The organism is Sorangium sp. So ce834, assembly GCF_051521425.1.
GTDB classification, from domain to species: domain Bacteria; phylum Myxococcota_A; class Polyangia; order Polyangiales; family Polyangiaceae; genus Sorangium; species Sorangium cellulosum_D.
This window is the reverse complement of record NZ_CP150351.1, coordinates 8,305,187-8,323,805: the sequence shown is the minus strand read 5'-3', so window position 1 is coordinate 8,323,805 and position 18,619 is coordinate 8,305,187. Positions and strand designations below refer to the sequence as shown.

The following is an 18,619-nucleotide window of genomic DNA, read 5'->3' as shown; positions in this document are numbered from 1 at the left end:
TTCGGCGCACAGGCGTACTCTTGTACGCCGAGCACCGAAAACGTCGAGATGGGCCCGTATCCGCAGCGGGCGCGCCCCGCTCACCGGGGGGAGTGGGGGACGCCGAGGAGCACGACGTCGACCCGGCGGTCGTAGCCGTAGGAGTACATCGGCTGATTTCCGACCGCCTCGGACGCGCCCGTCGCGCGCACCGAGACGCGGTCCGCAGGGATGCCCTCCTGCACGAGGATCTCCTTCACCCGCGCGGCGCGACGAAGCGAGAGATCCTGATTGTAGGCCTGCGTACCCCGCGGATCGGCCCGGCCGACGAGCTCTATCCTCACGTCCTTGAGGTTGGAGGTGAGCAGGCAGTCGACGATGGCGCGGAGCTCCAGGTGATCCTGGGGCAGCGGCTCGGCCGAGTCGAAGGCGAAGTTCGTCTTGGGCAGCCGGCAGACATCGGCGATGTCTTCGCCGAGGGTGAGCCGGATGAATCGATCTTCGCCCTCCCGCAGATCGGGCCACTCGACCTTGTAGACCCCATCGGGGCCCGGGTTGGGCAACCTCGGCTCGGCCCGCGCCTGCTCCACAGGCGGGGCCGCGGCGCACGCGGAGAGCAGCGAGATCGCAAGCGCGCCCAGGCAGAGCCTGGGCAGGTGGAACACCGACGGCATGGAGACCCTCCTTTCGAGGTTGCGGCCCGAGAGGCAACGACACGGCGCCGAAGGAAGGAACGGTGCCTTCCCGGTCCCGCCATCCGCGGCGCGCATCGCCTCGAGCCGCCTGTTGTACCGCGGTGGGTAGTTCAAACTCCGTGCCGAGCCGGAAGCCGCGCCGCGCGGCCGAGAGGCGCTCCCTCGGGCCGCGCGCGGCGCCGCGTCACGCGCGGGCCGCGGGACCCGGCCGGATCAGCCCGGCGAGGAGGGCTCCCTGGCCTCGAGCTTCGGCCAGGTGAACCGGAAGGTGGCGCCGGCGCCGACGGCGGACTCGACCCACGCGCGCGCGCCCTTGCTCTGGACGATCTTCTGCACGACCGACAGGCCGATGCCCGTGCCCTCGACCTTGTCGCGCGCCTTCAGCGTCTGGAAGATGCCCCAGATCCGGTCGTGGTACTCGGGCGCGATGCCCGACCCGTTGTCCGAGACCGAGAACTCCCAGAACGGGCCGGCGTCCCGCGCGCCGATCCGGACCTCCGGATCGGCGCGGCCCGCGTGCTTCAGCGCGTTGCTGATGAGGTTCAGGAACGTCTGCTGGAGCGGCGCGCGCTCGGTGACCAGGACGGGCATGTCGGGGGCGATCTCCACCCGCGTCTCGGGCGGCGGCGCGAGCAGCTCGACGATCTCCCGGAGGAGCTTGCCGACGTCGATCGCCTCGGGCTTCTCCCGGACGCGGCCCGCCCGCGAGTAGCTCAGGATGCCGTCGATGAGGTTCTCGAGCCGGTGGACGCGCCCGCGGAGCAGATCGAGCTGCTTCCGGCTCTCCGACGTCATCTTGTCGTTCAGGTCCTCCTCGATCCACTGCGAGAGGTTGGCGATGCCGCGGAGCGGCGCCTTGAGGTCGTGGCTCGTGACGTACGCGAACTGATCGAGCTCCTTGTTGCTGCGCTCCAGCGCCTGCACGAGCCGCTGCCGCTCCTCCTCGGCGCGCTTCTGATCGTCGATGTCCGTGTACGTGCCGAACCACCGGACGATGCGGCCCGACCCGTCGCGCGCCGCGACCGCCCGGCCGATGAACCAGCGGTAGACCCCGTCGGCGCGCCGGAGCCGGCACTGGCTCTCGTACGGCTCGCCCGTGCGCAGCGCCTGCCGCCACGTCTCGATCGCCCGCTCGTGCTCCTCGGGGTGGATGATCCGGCTCCAGCCCTCGCCCCCCGTGTCCTCGGCGGTCAGCCCGGTGTAGTCGTACCAGCGCTGGTTGAAGTACTCGTGGTGGCCGTCAGGGCGGTTGGTCCACACGAGCTGCGGCATCGTCTCGGCGAGCAGCCGGAACTGCGCCTCGCTGTGCTTCAGCTCCTCCGCGAGCGTCTCGACCTCCTTGCGCACCGTGACCTCGCGCTCGAACAGCAGCGCGTTGTCGACGCTGAGCGCGGCGCGCCGGGCGAGCTCCTCGGCGAACTGCACGTCGGCCTTCGTGTAGCGCCGGCCCGACTCCGCGTGCGCGAGCGTGATCGCGCCGAGGACGCGCCCGCGCGCCGCCAGCGGCACGACCAGGTACGACCGGAGGCCGAGCTCGCGCGCCATCCGGAGGTGCTCCTCGTCCCGCGCGTTCTCGACGAGCAGCGCTTCCGAGATGTCAGAGGACCACTCGGTCTCGCCGGTCCGGAGCACCTTCGGCACCCCGCGGCTCGCCGCGGGATCGACGGGGTACTTCTCCTCGATCTGCTGGACGAGCGTCACCTTCTCGGGGTCGGTGTGCTGGACGGCGACGCGCTGGATGACGCCGTCCTGCGCCTGGATGTCCACCGCGCACCAGTCGGCGAGGAGGGGGACGGCGAGCCGGGCGAGCTGCCCGAGCGTCTCGCGGAAATCGAGCGAGGACGAGAGGATCTCGCCCGCGCCCGCGAGGAGGCTGACGTTGGCCTCGGCGCGCTTGCGCTCGCTGATGTCGAGCACGTAGGTGAGGTTGCGCTTCTGCGTCTCGATGCGGGCGGAGCCGACGAGGACCGCCACGCGCTTGCCGTCCTTGCGGATGTACTCCTTCTCGAACTGCTTCGTGGCGCCGCGGAGGCTCAGCTCGTTCACCGCGTCGTGGTGCACGTGCTCGTACTCCGGCGGGGAGAGCTGCTGCCAGGTGAGCAAGCCCGCCTTGATGTCCTCGCGGGTGTAGCCGACCATCGAGAGGAAGCAGTCGTTCGCCTCGAGGACGCGCCCTTCGTAGTCGCTGAAGAGCAGGCCCATCATGCTGGTGTCCATGATGCGCCGGAACACCTCGTCGCTCGCCTGGCGCTCCAGCTCGCGGAGCGCCGCCTCCTGCCGCTTGATCTGCTCGGCCCTGCGGTGCAGCTCGACGAAGACGGCCACCTTGGCGCGGAGGATGTCGGGATTGAACGGCTTGACGACATAATCGACCGCGCCCTCGCGGTAGCCGCGATACAGTCGATCCTCGTCCTCCGGCAGACCCGAGATGAAGATAATCGGCGTGTGCCTCGCCCGATCGAGCCCCCTCACGCGGGCGGCCGTCTCGAAGCCGTCGATCCCGCGCATCTTCACGTCCATGAGGATCAGCGCGAACTCCTCGCGGCTCAGGTGCTCGAGCGCCTCCTCGCCGGATTGCGCGGTGACGAGCCGCTGGCGCAGCGGATCGAGCACGGCCTCGAGGGCGAGGAGGTTGGGGCGGTGATCGTCGACGAGCAGAATGCTCGCGACGGGCTCGGACGGCGTCGCGGGAAGGGGGGCGCCAGGCTGGAGAGGGGCCTTCATCTCGTAAGGGCTCTGCCCTGGCCTTCGGTCGGGCATAACGATGACGGTTAACGGCGCGCGGACCGTCTGGCAAGCGAAAGCGGCGCTCGCACGGCCGCGGCGGAGGGTCGAACGTTGGTTCACCGGCCGCGCGGTCACTGGCCGCGGCGCTGCGCTGCACGGGGCCGGGCGCCTCGGGGGCCGCGCGCCTCGTGCGTCGTGTCTCGTGCCTCGTGCCTCGTGCCTCGTACGACTTGCACCACGTTGTGGCGATCCGTCACGCGCGGCGAGCGGAGCGGACAGCACCGCGGGCGCCGCGCCGCGGCGGCGGGCCGCGCGTGGCTGGCATGGGGCCTGCTGGATGCTTCGCCGAGGGAGCACCTATGCGATTCGGACTCAAGCTGGCTTCGTTCGCCTTCGCGCTCGCGGGCGCGCTGGCGAGCGCGCCGTCGCCGGCGAACGCGGCCGACGGGGCGGGGCTCTTCGCGCTCCCGCCGAGCCGGCCCGACGCGTCGGCGCGCGCCGCGATGCCGGCGCCGGAGCCGCCCGCGACGTCTCGAGGGACGTTCGTGGCGCTGGTCGAGCGAACGATGCTCGCCGCCTTCGCGCCGCCGCCGGCGGAGATGCGCGTCGCGCCGCTCGTGAGCCAAGGCGGCGGCGGCGGGCTCCGCCTCGTGCTGCCCGTGTGCGAGGACGGCTGTTCGCGCTACGCGACCCGCGGGGTCCTCCTCGTCACGCCGAGGACGCCCGACTCGCCGATGGCCTGGCTCGCCGCGGTGAGCAACCGCGGCGCGCGCTCGCCCGAGGGGCCGCCCGGCCTCGCGGCCCTGCGGGAAGAGGCCCGCAGCGCCCGCGCGAAGGTGCCTCAGGAAGAGGAGAGCGCGCTGCCCGAGTAGGCGCGAATGCGGGCGAGGCGGCGAGCGCGCGGCGGCGGGGAGCACGCCTGTCGCCCGCGGCCGCCGAGCTGGCCTGAGCGGGAGGAGCCGAGTCGGCGGAGCACGGATGTCGCGCGACGGTGGCAGACGGGGCACCACCTTTCGGGAGAACGGAGTCGGCGCGCTCGGCGGCTCACGGAGAGACGGGGGCAGACATGACCGCGTCGTGCAAGGCGCGGAACATCGCTGCGAGCTTTTCCGGCTGGTAGCTGGCGTTGAGCCCGCTCGGGTTCGGCAGCACCCAGATCCTCGTCGCGTCGAGCGTCTCCCGCTGCGGGCCGGGCGCGGCGTGGGGCCTGCCGAACGCGCTCCGGTAGGCGCCGATCCCGAGCACGGCGAGGAAGCGGGGGCGGTAGCGCCGCACTCTGGCCGCCAGCCGCTCTCCGCCGGCGGCGAGCTCGTCGGCGGAGAGCTCATCGGCCGATGCGGTCGCTCGCTCGATCACGTTGGTGATCCCGTAACCGAGCTTCAGCAGCTCGCGCTCCTCGAACGGAGAGAGCACGCGATCGGTGAACCCGCCGGCGTGCAGCGCCGGCCAGAACCGGTTGCCCGGTCGGGCGAAGTTGTGCCCGACGGCGGCCGTGTAGAGGCCCGGGTTGATGCCGCAGAAGAGGACGTGGAGGCCGGGGGCGATGACGTCCGGCACCGTCTTGCCGGCGGCGGCGAGGATCTCTTCGCGGGTGGGCCTTCGGGGTCGGCGAGGGGTGGACACGGGCTTTCGGGGCGAGCGCGGGGCGCGGCGGGGCGCAGCTTACGACGGCGGCGCGCGGGGCGAGCGCGGCTGTCGGCTGGAGGAGGTGAATCGGCTCTGGACGGGGGCGGTACAGCGGATACCGTCGTGCCTTCCCCGATGCTGGCGCGCTCGCTCGGTCTGCTCACGGCGCTGCTCGCGGCCGCCTGCGCGCGCGCGCCCGAGCCGGCCCCCGCGCGCGGCGCCGCGGGGGCCGCTCGGCCGGCGTACGGCGCGCGCGCTGCGGACGCAGGTGTGTCGCGCGTGTCGGGCGCGCCGGGCGCGTGGGGCGCCTTTGTCGCGGCCGGCGCGGCGCCCCGCTACGTCCAGGGGCTCGCGGACGTGTTCCGCGTGACGCACGGCGGGCCGGACGCGGCCGTCGTGGATCGCGTCGTCGCGGCGGGCGCGCGGCTCGAGCTCGGCGGGGGCGGGCGCGTCGTCGCGGCGGCGTGGGAGCCCGATCTGTGGGCGTCCGGCGATCCCGTCGTCGGGTCGCTCGCGATCGCGCCCCACCTCGGCGGGGGCTTCCTCCACTGGACCCGGCGCAGGGCGTTCCGGTCGCGCGGCTTCACGGGGCCGCTCGCGGAGGTGGCGCTCGGCGGCGGCGCCCGCGCGGTGCGGGGCGCCAGGAACGGCCTGGGCGGCGTCGTGATCTTCACGGAGCAGGGGCCGCGCGTGCTCCCGCCGGGCGAGGACCGCGGCCGGGCGCTCGAGGCGCCGGCGATCCACGATCTCGCCGCGCTCGACGCGGAGCGCGCGGTGCGCCTCGACGTCTTCGGCCGCGCGGCCACGACCGCGGACGGCGGCAGGACGTGGGTCGACGCCGGCCGGCGGATCGGGCTCGGCGCGCGCGGCCTCGGCGCCGCGCCGGACGCGCTGTGGCTCGGCACGGCGCTCGGGCGCGTGGCCGTGCTGCCGGACGGCTCGCTCGGCCGGCCCGACGGCGATCTCCGCGCGATGTCGGCGGCCGGCTCGTTCCAGCTGCTCTTCGCGGGCGGCCGGGCCGGTGAGCGCGAGGCGCTGGCCCTCGAGGAGCGCGCGCAGCTCGCGCCGCTCGAGGCGGCCGTCTCGGCCGGCGCGCTCCTGCCCGACGGGACCGCGCTCGGGGTGTTCGAGGGCGGGGTCGCGCGGATCGACGCGCGCACGGGCGCGACGCGCGAGCGGCTCGCCGGCTGGCTCCCGGACGGGCTGGACTGCGCGCCGATGCGCGCGGAGGACGGGCTGCTCTTCCTGTGCGCGTGGGACGACTACGAGGGCTACGGCAGCTACGTGCTGCGCTCGGAGCGCGGCGAGGCGCCGCTCGTCGAGCGCGCCTTCAGCGACGAGGGGTTCTTCGTGGCCGACGACGGCGGCGCGGTCGGCTACGTCGGCGGCTGCGCGGCGTCGCCGCGGCTCGTGGGCGACGAGGAGCGCGATCGCCGCTACGGCGAGGTCGTGGTCCACCCGCGGATCTGCGTGCGGCGCGGCCCGGGCGCCTGGGTGGAGCGCGCGATCGAGCTCGGCGAGGCGGAGTCGCTGGTCGGCTGGGCGCCGCGCCGGGACGGGAGCGCGGTCGCGCTGCTGCAGGGCGAGGGCGGCGCGCTGCCGGCGCCGGTCGGCGCGCGGCTCTGGCGCGACGAGGGGGGCGCGCGGGTCGTGCAGCTCGGGGCGCGCCCCCCCGGCTGGTACTGGACGCCGCCCCCGCGCGACGGGGCGCGGGTGCTCGTCGACCGGCGCTTCCGCGCGCGCGACGACGGCGGGGTCGACGGGTGGCTGTCGTCGATCGAGTGGCCCGATCCCGTCGGGCAGGCGAGCCTCGGCGTCACGATCGCGGCGGACGGGGCGATCTCGCCGCGCGCCTTGCCGCCGGAGCCGGCGGGGATGGTGGTGACCGGCGATCACGGCGTGCTCGTCACGCGCGGCGGGGAGCTCCACGAGACGCTCGATCACGGCCGGACGTGGCGCGCCGCGGGGCGCTCGCCGGTGACGCCGTCGTCGTTCCAGGGCGCCTGCTCCGCGCTCGGCTGCGCGCTGGTCGGCGGGGTGCGGCTCGGCTGGGGCGCGGGCGAGCCGTCGCCGGCCGTCGCCGCCGCGCCGGGGTCCGGATGCGGGGGAGCGGAGGCGGGCGGGGCGGGCGCGGGGGCGTGCCCGGACGGCGGCCAGCCGCAGGGGGCGGCGGGGCTGCCGGTGCTGTCGTGCGCGCCGGTCGGCCTGCCGGCGCCGCTCCCGGGCGCGGCGTCCGCGGCGGGATCGGAGCGATGGACCGTGGCGACGCCGTACGGCGACACGCTGGAGATCGTCGCCGACGCGCCGGAGCCCGAGCGCGCTGCGCCGCCGGCCGACGACGCGCCGCCGCCGCTGTCCGAGGAGGCGCCGCCGGAGGGCGCGGCGCCGGGGAAGGGCGGCGCGACGCGGGGGCGAGGCGGTCCGAAGGCCGCGGCGCTCCGGACGCACAGCGTCGTGGTTCGCCTGCCGTTCGATCTGCGCGGCGAGGCGCTGCGGCTGAACGCGACCGCGCTCGCGCCGAGCGGCAGGCGCGGCGCGCAGCGGGCCGCGGCGGTGCCGCTGCTCGCGCCGGGCGGCGAGGCCGCGCTGCTCGTCGTCGCCGAGGCGGGCGAGCTGCTGCTCGGCCCCGAGGGCGCGCGGGCGCTCCCCGCGCTCGAGCCGCGCCGGAGCCCCGTGGACGGGTCCGCGGGGCGGGCCCCCGGTCTCCTGCTCGGCCCGGGCCGCGCCCTCGTGCTCGGCGAGCACCGGCGCCGCGCGGCCATCGAGGAGCACGGGCCGGAGCCCCGGCAGCCCGCGCGCATCGTGGGGCTCGATCGCGAGGAGCTGCGGGGCCGGCCGATGGCGCTCGCCCGGCGCGACGACGGGGAGGCCGGCGTGCTGGTGCTCGACGGCCCCGCGCCCGAGACCGCGGGGGCCGCGGCGCTCGATCGCCTGGCCGGGACGGCGGGCGAGGTGGACGCGCTGGCGCCCTGGTCGACGCTGACCGCCGCGAGCGACGCGCGCTGCCGCGCCATGCGGGGCGCGTGGCGCGCGCTCGTGACGCTCGATCCGGAGCGCGCGCTGCGCCTCGATCGGCGGGCGCTGCCCGCGATCGCGCTCGGCGACCAGGGCATCGCGGCGGTGCGCTGGGGGCGCGAGCGCGTGTGTCTGGAGGCGCTGCACCTCGCGGTCGCCGACTCGAGGCGGCGGGGCGAGGCGGCGGCGGACGCGGCGCTGATCGCGCGGTGGACGGCGCCGCGGGGGCAGGGGGGCGGGGCGGGGCGGGGCGAAGGGGTGCTGCGGACGGCGTCGACGATGCAGCGGCTCTCGTGCGCCGCGGGCGCCAGGTCGGGCGACGAGTGACGCCGCGCGCCCTCGGGCGGCTCTCGCTCCTCGCCGCGCCGGCGCTCGCGGCCTGCGGCGCGGCCGAGCCGGCGCCCGGGCCGCCCGCCGCGCCGGAGCCGCCGCGCCGCGCCCCCGCCGTCGTCGCGCTCGGCCCTGCCCGGTACGTCGCGCAGGCGGCGCAGGGCCTCGTCGAGCGCGCGGTCGTCGGCGGCGAGGAGATCGACAGGGCCGTGGTGAGCGGGCGGCGCGTCGAGCTGCACGGCCTCGAGCGGATCGAGCCGCTCGGCGCCGGCGGCCCGGAGCTCGCCGGCGGCGCGGCGTTCCCGGCCTGGGCGCAGGCCGGGCCGCGCTACGTGTTCTGGAGCGGCGGCGACATCTACACGGCGACCACCTTCGCCGGGGAGCTCCAGAAGCGCGCGACCTTGCCGGGCGGCGTCGCCGGCGTGTTCCCGTGGCTCGACGGCGTCGGCCTGATCACGTCGGCCGGGAGCTTCGCCGTCCAGGGCGCGACCGGCGCGCTGCGGCCGCTCGGCTTGCCGTCGCTCGTCGCGGCCGTGGCGTCGAGCGACCGCCGCGCGCTCGGCCTGACCGTCTTCGGGCGCGCGCTCCTCACGCTGGACGCGGGCGCCTCCTACCGCGACGTCACCGCGGAGATCGGCGGCGCGATCGCGCTCGAGGTCCGCGGCGAGGAGATCGTCGCCTCGCTCCGCGGCGGCCTCGAGCGCGCCGTCGACGCGGGCGGGCGCCTCGGCGCGCCCCGCGCCCCGCGCGCGCGGCCGCCGGCCGACGCCGACGCCTACGCCGCGTGGCTCCCCGGCGCCGCCTTCGATCGGCTCGCGGACGCCGTCGCCGCGGGCCTGCCGCTCGACGACGGCGGCGCCGTGATCGCCGCGGACGGCGCCGTCGGCCGCATCGATCTCGCGACCGGCCGCGCGTCGTCCGTCGCGCCGCTCCCGCCCGGCAGCGGGGAGTGCGCGCCGTTCCGCGCGAGCGACGCGCTGCTCGCCGTCTGCGCCGGCCCGGATCGCGCGAGCGTCGTGGACCTATCGAGCGACGCGCGCGGCCCGCGCGCGCTCCGGCTGGAGCGCGCGTTCGAGCTCCGGCCCGAGCCGGAGCGGGAGGCCGGCCGCTTCGTCGGCGTCGACGGCGAGGCGCTCGGCTACCTCGGGCCGTGCGAGGGGCTGCCGAGGCCGCGGCTCGATCTCCGCGCGATCGCGCCCGCGGCGTTCGCCGGCGGCGCGGCGCCCGAGAGCGCGGTGCTCTGCGTGCGGCGCGGGCCGGGCGTCTGGGTCGAGCACCGCCTCGATCCGGCGGACGCGACCGACGTCATCGCCTGGATCCCGCGCGGCGGCGGGGGCGCGGTCGCCCTTGTCGCGCGCCCCGGCGCGTTCCTGCCGGACGGCGAGCGCGTCGAGGTGCGCGGCGCGCTGCGCGTCGTGCGGTTCGCGCGCAGCGAGCCGCCGCTCCACCTGCCCTCGTACGGCGACGGGCGGCCCGGGCTGCTCTCGCGCGCGCTCGCCGCGCGCGCGGACGGCGCCGTCGAGGGCTGGCTCCCCGCGCAGGGCGCGGTCGGCCTCGCGCCGATCGCGATCGACGCCGCCGGCCGGCTGCGCCGCCTCCCGCTGCCGGCGCGCGCGAGCTCGCTCGAAGCGTCGGGCCCGTTCGCGCTCGTCGAGACGGAGGACGGCGGGCTCTTCGAGACGATCGATCGGGGGAGGCGGTGGACGCCGGTCGCGCCGCCGCCGGGCGGCGCGGCGGCGCGGCTCTCGGGCTGCTCCGCGGTGGGGTGCCGCCTCGGCCCGTTCCTCCGGCTCGGGTGGGTGTCGGCCGCGAGGGGCGGCGGGGCGCGCGCGGCGTCGCCGTCCGACGCGGCCGCGGCGGAGCCGTCCCCGCGGCGCGAGCGCGACAGGCCGCCGCGGCCGCCGGCCCCGCCGCCCCTCGCGCGGCTCGCGTGCCGCTTCGCCGGGCCGATCGCCGCCGCGCGCGTGCCGGAGTCGCACGGGTTCGGCGCGGTGGCCGCGCGGCGCCTGCGCACGGCGAGCCCGCTGCGGCTCGGCACCCTCGGGGTGCTGACGCTGCCGCCCGTCGGCGGCGCGCTGCCCGCGGCCCCCGCCGACGCGGAGCTCGCCTGGATCGCACCGCTCGATCTGCGCGCCGAGCTCCGCCGCGCGAGCGTGCCGGTCGCGGGCGCCGAGCTGTCCCAGCTCGCGTACCGACCCTACGAGGCGCAGGTCGGGCTCGCGATCGATCGCGACGGCCGCGTGGCGCCGATCGCGGTCGGCCCGAAGGAGGCGTGCCTCGCCGGCCTGCTCGACGCCGCGCGCGTGACGCGGCCGATCGGCGGCTGCGCCCCGCAGCCCTCGATCGGCGTCGATCTCGGCGATCGCGCGGTGTTCCTGAGCCCCCGGTACGACGGCCTCGCGGTGAGCGCGGTCGACCTGCGCGGGGAGGCCGGGGCGGCGCGCGGCGCGCCGGCGAGCGCGCGGCCGTCGTCCGGGAGCGGGGCGCTGCGGGAGCTTTACGTGCAGCGCGCCGCGCCGATGGCGGGGCCGCAGGCGAGCTTCGCCTTCGGCGCGGGCGCGCGCGGGGGCGCGCCGGTCGCGGTGGCGGTCGCCGGCGACGGCGGCGCGGTGCTCTCGCCGGTCGATCCGGAGCTCGGCGAGCTGGGCCCCGAGGAGGCGCTCGCGCCGCTCGGCGAGCTCGTCGCGGGCAGCGCGCCGTCGTGCGCCCCGCGCCGCGGGGAGGCGCGCGTGGCCCTGCCGTTCGACACGGAGATCGGCCTCGCGCCCGGCGCGCTGCCGGGGGTCGCCGAGGCCGGGACGGCGGGCGTCGCGGTGATCCGGTGGTCGCGCGATCGCGCGTGCCTCGACGCCGTGGAGCTCAACGTGCGGGACGAGCGCTACGAGGCCGACCTCGGCTTCTACGAGCCGCCCGGCGTCGTGAAGAAGCTCGTCGCGCGCTTCGCGGGGCCGCCGCCCGCGGCCCGGCGCGGCGATCGCGGCGAGCCGGCGCGGGAAGCTGGCGGCGGCACGCTCGTGCTCGTCCAGCCCGGCCAGGAGGTGCGGCAGCCGGTGCAGTGCACGGCGGTCGTGAGGGGGCGCTGAGGCGATCGTGCGCTGAGGCGGGCGCGCGGCGCTCGGCGGAGCAGCGCCTTGGCGAGAGCGCAGGGCGGTGGTCTCGGCAGGACGGTGGACCTTCGCGAGAGCGCAGGGCGGTGGTCTCGGCAGGACGGTGGACCTTCGCGAGAGCGCAGGGCGGCGGTCTCGGCAGGACGGTGACCTACGCGAGAGCGCAGGGCGGCGGTCTCGGCAGGACGGTGACCTACGCGAGAGCGCAGGGCGGTGGTCTCGGCAGGACGGTGACCTACGCGAGAGCGCAGGGCGGTGGTCTCGGCAGGACGGTGACCTTCGCGGGAGCGCAGGGCGGTGGTCTCGGCAGGACGGTGACCTTCGCGAGAGCGCAGGGCGGTGGTCTCGGCAGGACGGTGGACCTTCGCGAGAGCGCAGGGCGGTGGTCTCGGCATCATGGTGGACCTCTGCGAGACCGCAGGGCGGCACCCGACGGCGCTCGAACCGTTCGACCACGACCCCACTGCCGTGTACGTTTCGACCGCCCACCCGATGCGCCGCGCGACCGCCGCCGCGATGCCCTCCCGCGCAGGCGTCCTCCTCGGGCTCGCCCTCGCCGCTGCCTGCAGCGCCGCCTCCGAGCGCCCTCCGCCGCCCGCCGGGCCTCCGGCCGCCGCGCCCTCGGACGTGCCGCCGCTCTCTCCGGCGCGCTACGTCCTCACCGAGGGCATCGGGGTCCTCTTCGACGCTGCCGCGTCCGGCGATGGCGCCCCCGCGCCCGGCCCGCAGCCGGCGCTCCACGAAGGGATCCGCGTGCGCCTCGACGGCGGCGTCGTGCTCGCCGCCGCGCCCGCGTCCGAGCCGCTCCGCGGGTTCCGGTCGATCCCGGCGCGCCTCGGGGGCGGGTTCGTCCTGTGGTCCGAGGGCCGCGTCTACCGCGCCAGCGACTTCCTCGGCGCGCTCGCGCCCATCGCCGACGTCGGCGCCCCCGGCGGCGCGCGGCCGTACCTCGACGCGATCCTCCTGCGCAGCGACCGCGGCCTCCTCGAGATCGACCCGTCCTCGCTAGCACTCCGGCGCTTCGGCGCAGCGGGCGCGGTCGACGCGGTGGCCGCCGACGCGCGGCGCGCGGCGCGCCTCGACCTGTTCGGCCGCGCCTCGGTCACGCTCGACGGCGGCGCCACCTGGATCGACGTCCTCGAGACCCACGGCCTCGCCACGACGCTCCTCCAGGAAGGCGGCGGGGAGGTCGCGCTGCTCGGCCCCTCGGGCAGCCCCGCGCTCCGCGTGACCGCCGCCGGCCTCGTGCGCGCCGCGCCCGCGCCGCCGCGCGACGGCCCGAGCCCCTCGCTCCACCCCCCGTCGGCGCGAGACCCGTTGCCCGGCGCCTCCTCGAGCCGCGGGCTCGCCCCGGAGGCTCTCGCGCTGGCCGCGGCGACCGGCGCCCTCCTCCCCGGCGGCAGGCTGCTCGTCGCCCGCGACGGCGGCCTCGCCGTGCTCGCCGCGGCGACCGCCCAGCCCATCGCCGACGCGGAGATCGACGGCCTCGACCCGCGCTACGCGCGCTGCCAGCCGTTCCGGGCGGGCGAGGACGTCCTGCTCGCGTGCGCGCACGAGGCCGCCCACGTGCTCCGGCTCGAGACGACGCTCTCCGCGCCCCGCCTGGAGGCCACGTTTCCGCCCCGCGGCCGCGACCCCGATCCGATCGCGACCTCCCGGGGGGCGTTCCTCGGCGACGACCGCGGCCGCCTCGCCTTCGCCGGCCGGTGCGGCAGCGCGCCTCCCGGGCTCCACGACTTCCAGGAGAGCCCGGACGGCGCCGCCTCGCCGGACCGCGAGCGGTCGCCCTGGCCTTCCGCGCTGTCGGGCGAGCCGCGCTCCGAGACGGCGCGCCCCTCGCGCGGCGGGCCCGCCGAGGACCGCATCGCGCGCGTCTGCGTGCGCACCGGCGGCGGCCGCTGGGTCGAGCGCCGGCTCGAGGGCGAGGACGCCGCGCGCCTCTACCGCTGGGTCGCCGGCGAGCGCGGGACCGTGACCGCGCTCGTGCTGGAGGCGCCGCCCGTCGCGCGCGACCGCGAGCGCCCGCCCGAGGGCGTCCGCGTGATCCGCGTGCGCGAGCGCGACCCGGCGCTCGCCGGCGGCGCCTTCCCGGCGCTCGCCGACCCCGCCTCGCCGCGCCTCGTCGACACCGACTTCTGGGAGGACGACGACGGCGCCGTGCGCGGCTGGCTCCACCTGGCCGACGCCGCCTCGCCGGCCGACGGCGCCTCGCCGTCCGGCGCGGCGCCGCCGGACGGGGACGCGCCCGCCGCGCGCCAGCTCTCGACCCGCCGCGGCGGCCGAATCGCCGGCCTGCGCATCGACCCGCGCGGCGGCGTCACCGTCTATCCCCTCCCGGCCGCCGTCGCGCACGTCGTCGCCGGCGGCCGGTTCGCGCTCGCCGCCACCGGCGACGACCCGCCGGCCTACTTCGAGTCGACCGACGGCGGCCGCTCGTGGCGCCCCGTGGAGGGCCCGCCCGCTCGCCAGATCGAGCCTCCGCTCGACGACGGCGCCCCCTTCGCCTGCTCGCCGATCGGCTGCGCCATGGGTGAGCACGGCCTCGTCCGCCTCGGCTGGGGCGGCCCGCCGCCGCCGCCGCGCAGCGCGCCGCCGCCCTACGCCCCCGCGGCGAGCCCCGCGCCCCGGACGGCGCCTCCGCCGCTCGTCTCCTGCCGCCTCGACGACGACCCCCCCACGTTCCCGCCCCCCGTCGCGCTCCCGGCGCCTCGCCCCCCGGAGCGCCCGACCGCGGGCCGCGCCGGCCGGATCGCGCTCGCAGCGCCGGGCGCCCCCGCGGCGGCCCGGCTCCTCGGCGGCGCGCCCCCGGTCGTCTCGCTGTGGACCGCCGTGTCCTCCCCCCTGGGCGCGCTCCGCGACGGCGTCTTCACCGCCAGCGTGCTCCCGCCGTTCGCGGGCACGGCCGCGCCCCGCCGCGTCTCTCTCCAGGGCCGCTCGCTCGCCACGGCGACCGGCGAGGCCGTCCCCGTGCTGCTCGCGCCGGACGCCAAGGCGCCCGCGGATCTCTTGCTGCTCTTCGACGCGAACGAGCCGCACGGGCGGCGCGCCCTCCGCGTGCCCGCGGGCGCCGCGCCCCCCGCGCTGCTGCCGTTCGATCACACCGGCGCGGTCGCCGCCGCGGCCGAGCTGCCGGGCGGCGGCCTGCTCGCCTTCGACGCCGGCAAGCGGAGCCTCCTCCTGGCCACGCGGCAGGCCACCGTCGCCGTCGCCGGGCTCGCGCCCGTCCCCGACGTCGCCGGCGCCCGGCTCACCCTCGGCCGGCGGCTCGACGCCCCCGGCTTCGCGCTCGTCGGCTATGCCGTCGCCTCGGGGGAGGTCGTCGCCGCGCCGCTCGACGTCGCCCGGGGCGAGGTCGGCCCCGCCGAGCCGCTCGGGTCCCTCGCGTCCCTCGCCGAGATCGGCGCCGGCGGCTGCGGCGGCGCTCGGCCGTCGCACCGGTTCATCGCCGAGCTGCCGGTCACCCTGCGGGTGGCGTCGAGGAGCGGCGCGCCGCTCCTCGAGGAGGACGCCCCCGCGGCCGCGCTGCTCGCCGGCGGCCGCGGCGCGCTGTGCCTCGAGGCGATCGAGATCCGCGCCGCGGCCCGGGGCGCGCAGGATCTCGGCGCGGTCTTCGGGCCCGGCGGGGCCGCGGCGCTCCGCGGGGGCGCGCGGCTCCGCTGCGAGCTCCTGCCGGATCGTCCCTGAGGCGCGTCCCGGAAACTGCGCTCCGCCGTGCCCACGTGCTAGGGTCGGCCCATGCCCGCCCTTCGATCCTTGGCCCTGCCGATCGCGGTGGCTGCGTCGATGCTCGGCCAGCTGGCCTCTTGCTCCGAGCGGCCCACCAACTTCCCCGACCGCGACGGCGTCATCGCCGCCCAGGCCGAGTGGTGCGCCGCGCTCGCCAAGCTCCAGCGCGCCGGCGCGTCCTGGGAGCACCTCAACGCGTGCAAGGCCGCCTACCCGACCTCCTCGCCCACCTATCTCCGCGCGATGACGAGCTGCTTCTCGCGGCGCATGGAAGCCGCCACCGAGAGCTCGCCCGACCGCAGTCAGATCATCCTCGAGTGCAACGACGAGATCGCCGTCAAGATCAACCCGGACGAGCCCACGGCGAAGCCCGTCATCGACGCCCGCTGCGCGCGCATGTCCCGGTGCGAGAAGATCCCGGTCCCCGACTGCCAGGCCGCGTTCAGTAAGCTCGAGGCGGCCCAGCGCGCGATGTTCACCACGATCTACAACGCCTCCGGCCGCTACGAGATCATCGACTGCCTCGAGAACGCGAGCTGCACCGACAACGAGGAGGCGGGCCGCCAGGCCTGTTACAAGCCCACCTCCGACGCGCTGCTCTGGTTCCCGGACTGAGCCCGCGCTCCCCGGCGGACGCCGCGCCCCCTCGGGCGCCGCGCGTCGGCGCGGCGCCCGGCCCGCCGTGAGGCCCCGCGCCCGCGCGCATGCCCGCTCGTCCGCGCCTCGTCTCCACGAAATCCCTGGTAGCGTGCTGCGCATGCGAACCGCCCGACCTCGAACCGGTCCTCTGTCTCAGCTCGGCGCGCGACGTCAGCGCGCCGAGCGTCCTCACGCTCGCCCTGCCCACGCGCGCCCCGGAGCGGCGTCCCGCCTCGCCGGAGGCGGCCGCCGGCTCCTGCTCGCGCGCGTCGTCGCCGCCGCGCTCGCCCTGATCGGCGCGTGGCTGCCCGCGACCGCGGCGCACGCGGCGGGCACCGCCACCATCGCCGATCGCGCCCCCAAGGAGGACGACGGCCGCTGGAAGCTCAAGATGACGATCAACTACGGAGGGACGCCGCACCTCTCGCACATCCCGATGCTGTTCTCGTTCACGCCGACGGTGCACTACGAGCGCGCGCTCACCGACCAGTCGCCCGAGAAGCCGATCCTGAACCGCATCCCGCTCCAGAACCAGCAGTCGATCAACGAGAGCATGGACGTCGGCTTCTCCGACGGCAGCGGCAAGGTCTTCTCGATCACCAAGTTCGACTTCGTCCTGCGGCGCGATCGCGGCTTCGAGGCCGGCGAGTACGAGCTCGTGATCAAGCGCGCGAGCGACGGCGTGCAGGTCGGGCAGAAGCAGAAGATCACCCTGCAGGGCGAGAACGCGATCATCGATCGCCGCGCGATCGTCTTCACCGGCGAGAAGAAAAAGAAGGACAAGGCGGCGGACAAGCCCGACGCCGAGAAGGGCGGCGAGGCCGAGAAGGCGCAGGGATCCGAGGGCGAGCCCGCGTCCGAGCCCGCGGAGGCCGAGGCGCCGTCCGACGCCGAGCTCCCGCCCGACGAGGCGCCGCCGCCGGTGGAGCCGAGGCAGGGCGGCTGCGGCTGCCGGCTGTCCCCCGAGGAGGCCGCGACGCCCCTCGCCCTGCCGCTCGTCGCCCTGGGCGCGGCGGCCGCACTCGCTCGACGGATCCGCACGCGCCGCGCGCGCCGCGGCTAGCGCCGCTCGCCGCGCCGGCGCACGCCGCAATCGGGCGCGGCGCGCGCGGCGTGCGCGCCCGCAGCCAGTGCGGACGGGTGCTCTGCGAGGCGACCTCTGTGCTGGACGGCGCGCGCAGCCTCGCGCGGCGCCCGCCCAGCGTGATCGCGCTTGCAGGGACCACCCGAGCCCGCCGACAATCCCCCCGCCGACGCCGACTGCCCGCGACTCCCTCGCGGGCCCCGCCGTCCCCAATCCAATCGATGAGCTCCCTAGTCCCTGCCCACCAGCACCCTCTGCTGTACGCGATCTTCGTGCGCGTCTGGCTCCATGAGCTCTCGCGCGCCGCCAAGGCCAGGGTGACGCTCGCCAGCGTGCCCGACGCGGCGCTCGACCGGCTCGCCGCGCTCGGCGTCGACTACGTGTACCTGATGGGCGTCTGGACGCTCGGTCAGGAGGGCCAGCGCCTCTCGCTCGCGCACCCGGACCTGCGCGCCGAGTACGACCGCGTGCTGCCGGACTGGACCGACGCCGACGTGGTCGGCTCCCCGTTCGCCGTCGCGCGGTACGAGGTGAACCCCGCGTTCGGCGGCGACGCCGCGCTCGCGGATCTGCGCCGGCGCCTGGCGGCGCGCGGCATCGGGATCATCCTCGACTACGTCCCGAACCACGTCGCGCGCGACCACCACTGGGTGAAGGAGAAGCCGGAGTGCTTCATCCTCGGCGACGACGGCGCCCCGCTCAGCGGGCGCGACCCCTACATCCCGCCGTGGCCCGACACGGCCCAGCTCGACTACCGCCTCGCCGCGACGCGCGCCGCGTCCACCGAGGCGCTCCGCAGCGTCGCGTCGCGCTGCGACGGCGTCCGCTGCGACATGGCCATGCTGGTGCTCGACGACGTCTTCCGGCACACGTGGTCCAAGCGGCCGCCCACGGAGCGAAAGGCCGAGGCCACCGGCGAGTTCTGGGCCGAGGCCATCGACGCCGTCCGCCGCGACCACCCGAGCTTCATCTTCATCGGCGAGGCGTTCTGGGACCTCGAGTGGCGCCTGCAGATGCTCGGGTTCGACTACACCTTCGACAAGAGCCTTTACGATCGGCTGAGCCACGCCTCGGCGTCCTCGGTCCGCGGCCACCTCGCGGCCACGCCCGACTACCAGCGCCGGAGCGTCCGCTTCATCGAGCACCACGACGAGCCGCGCATCGCGGCCGTGCTCCCGCCGGACCGGCGCCGGGCCGCGGAGTTCATCGCGGCGACGGTGCCCGGCATGCGGTTCATCCACCACGGCCAGCTCGAGGGGCGGACGGTGCGCGCCTCGCTGCACCTCGCCCGCGCCCCGGAGGAGCCGGTCGACCAGGCGTGCCTCGCCTTCCACGAGCGGCTGCTCGGCGCGGTGCGCCGCCCCATCCTGCGCACCGGCAGCTTCGCCACGCTCACCCCGCGCGGCGCGGGCGCCGACGCGTTCGTCGCCTACCGGTGGGAGCCGCTCCCGGCCTGCGGCGCGCCCCGCAGCGCGGCGCCGCTCGTGGCGGTGGTCAACTTCGCCCCGTCGCGCGGCGGCTGCCGCGTCCCGCTCGACGTCGCCGGCGTCGCCGGCCGCAAGGTCCTGCTCGTCGACCTCATGACCGGCAACGAGCACCCGCGCGACGGCGACGAGCTCGTCGATCTGTCGCGCGGCCTCGGCGTCGAGCTCCCCGCCTACGGCGTCCACCTCTTCGAGATCCGGCGCTGA

At 77.2% G+C, this 18,619-nt stretch carries 10 protein-coding genes; 7 read left to right on the top strand and 3 right to left on the bottom strand.

The window, feature by feature from the left end:
- Positions 1-80 precede the first annotated feature (80 nt).
- Both WMF20_RS30215 and WMF20_RS30210 read right to left on the bottom strand, forming a co-directional pair.
- Positions 81-653, bottom strand: a complete 573-nt coding sequence (locus WMF20_RS30215; RefSeq protein WP_437605351.1) for an OmpA family protein — start codon at positions 651-653, stop codon at positions 81-83.
- A gap of 234 nt (positions 654-887) precedes the next feature.
- Complete coding sequence (locus WMF20_RS30210; RefSeq protein ID WP_437605350.1) at positions 888-3,398, bottom strand: PAS domain S-box protein; 2,511 nt, start codon at positions 3,396-3,398, stop codon at positions 888-890.
- 362 nt (positions 3,399-3,760) lie between these two features.
- On the opposite strand from WMF20_RS30210, the gene WMF20_RS30205 reads away from it, so the two are divergent.
- Entirely contained in the window at positions 3,761-4,273 is a 513-nt protein-coding gene (locus WMF20_RS30205; RefSeq protein ID WP_437605349.1) for a hypothetical protein, read from the top strand.
- Positions 4,274-4,445: 172 nt separating this feature from the next.
- On the opposite strand, the gene mug is transcribed toward WMF20_RS30205, so the two are convergent.
- Positions 4,446-4,958, bottom strand: coding sequence for a G/U mismatch-specific DNA glycosylase (mug, locus tag WMF20_RS30200; protein WP_437617187.1), 513 nt, complete (start codon positions 4,956-4,958; stop codon positions 4,446-4,448).
- 192 nt (positions 4,959-5,150) lie between these two features.
- Here mug and WMF20_RS30195 point away from each other — a divergent pair, with 192 nt between their 5' ends.
- From WMF20_RS30195 to WMF20_RS30170, 6 genes are all read left to right on the top strand, one after another.
- Complete coding sequence (locus WMF20_RS30195) at positions 5,151-8,369, top strand: hypothetical protein (protein ID WP_437605348.1); 3,219 nt, start codon at positions 5,151-5,153, stop codon at positions 8,367-8,369.
- Positions 8,366-11,455, top strand: coding sequence for a hypothetical protein (locus WMF20_RS30190; protein ID WP_437605347.1), 3,090 nt, complete (start codon positions 8,366-8,368; stop codon positions 11,453-11,455). Before WMF20_RS30195 ends, WMF20_RS30190 begins: the two co-directional genes overlap by 4 nt.
- A 420-nt stretch (positions 11,456-11,875) precedes the next feature.
- Positions 11,876-15,163, top strand: a complete 3,288-nt coding sequence (locus WMF20_RS30185; protein WP_437605346.1) for a hypothetical protein — start codon at positions 11,876-11,878, stop codon at positions 15,161-15,163.
- 51 nt (positions 15,164-15,214) lie between these two features.
- Positions 15,215-15,820: a hypothetical protein gene (locus WMF20_RS30180; protein ID WP_437605345.1), complete on the top strand. Its 606-nt coding sequence runs from the start codon at positions 15,215-15,217 to the stop codon at positions 15,818-15,820.
- 142 nt (positions 15,821-15,962) lie between these two features.
- Positions 15,963-16,907 carry a hypothetical protein gene (locus WMF20_RS30175; protein WP_437605344.1) on the top strand — a complete coding sequence of 315 codons (945 nt, stop codon included), beginning with the start codon at positions 15,963-15,965 and terminating at the stop codon, positions 16,905-16,907.
- A gap of 242 nt (positions 16,908-17,149) precedes the next feature.
- Positions 17,150-18,619 (top strand): alpha-amylase family glycosyl hydrolase, encoded by a 1,470-nt coding sequence (locus WMF20_RS30170; protein ID WP_437605343.1) that lies wholly within the window; start codon positions 17,150-17,152, stop codon positions 18,617-18,619.

Bases quoted from the DNA above. Each gene is read 5' to 3' on its own strand.
- WMF20_RS30215 (WP_437605351.1), bottom strand. From the start codon at position 653: ATGCCGTCGGTGTTCCACCTGCCCAGGCTCTGCCTGGGCGCGCTTGCG.
- WMF20_RS30175 (WP_437605344.1), top strand. From the start codon at position 15,963: ATGCGAACCGCCCGACCTCGAACCGGTCCTCTGTCTCAGCTCGGCGCG.
- WMF20_RS30180 (WP_437605345.1), top strand. From the start codon at position 15,215: ATGCCCGCCCTTCGATCCTTGGCCCTGCCGATCGCGGTGGCTGCGTCG.
- WMF20_RS30210 (WP_437605350.1), bottom strand. From the start codon at position 3,398: ATGAAGGCCCCTCTCCAGCCTGGCGCCCCCCTTCCCGCGACGCCGTCC.
- WMF20_RS30170 (WP_437605343.1), top strand. From the start codon at position 17,150: ATGAGCTCCCTAGTCCCTGCCCACCAGCACCCTCTGCTGTACGCGATC.
- WMF20_RS30205 (WP_437605349.1), top strand. From the start codon at position 3,761: ATGCGATTCGGACTCAAGCTGGCTTCGTTCGCCTTCGCGCTCGCGGGC.
- WMF20_RS30185 (WP_437605346.1), top strand. From the start codon at position 11,876: ATGGTGGACCTCTGCGAGACCGCAGGGCGGCACCCGACGGCGCTCGAA.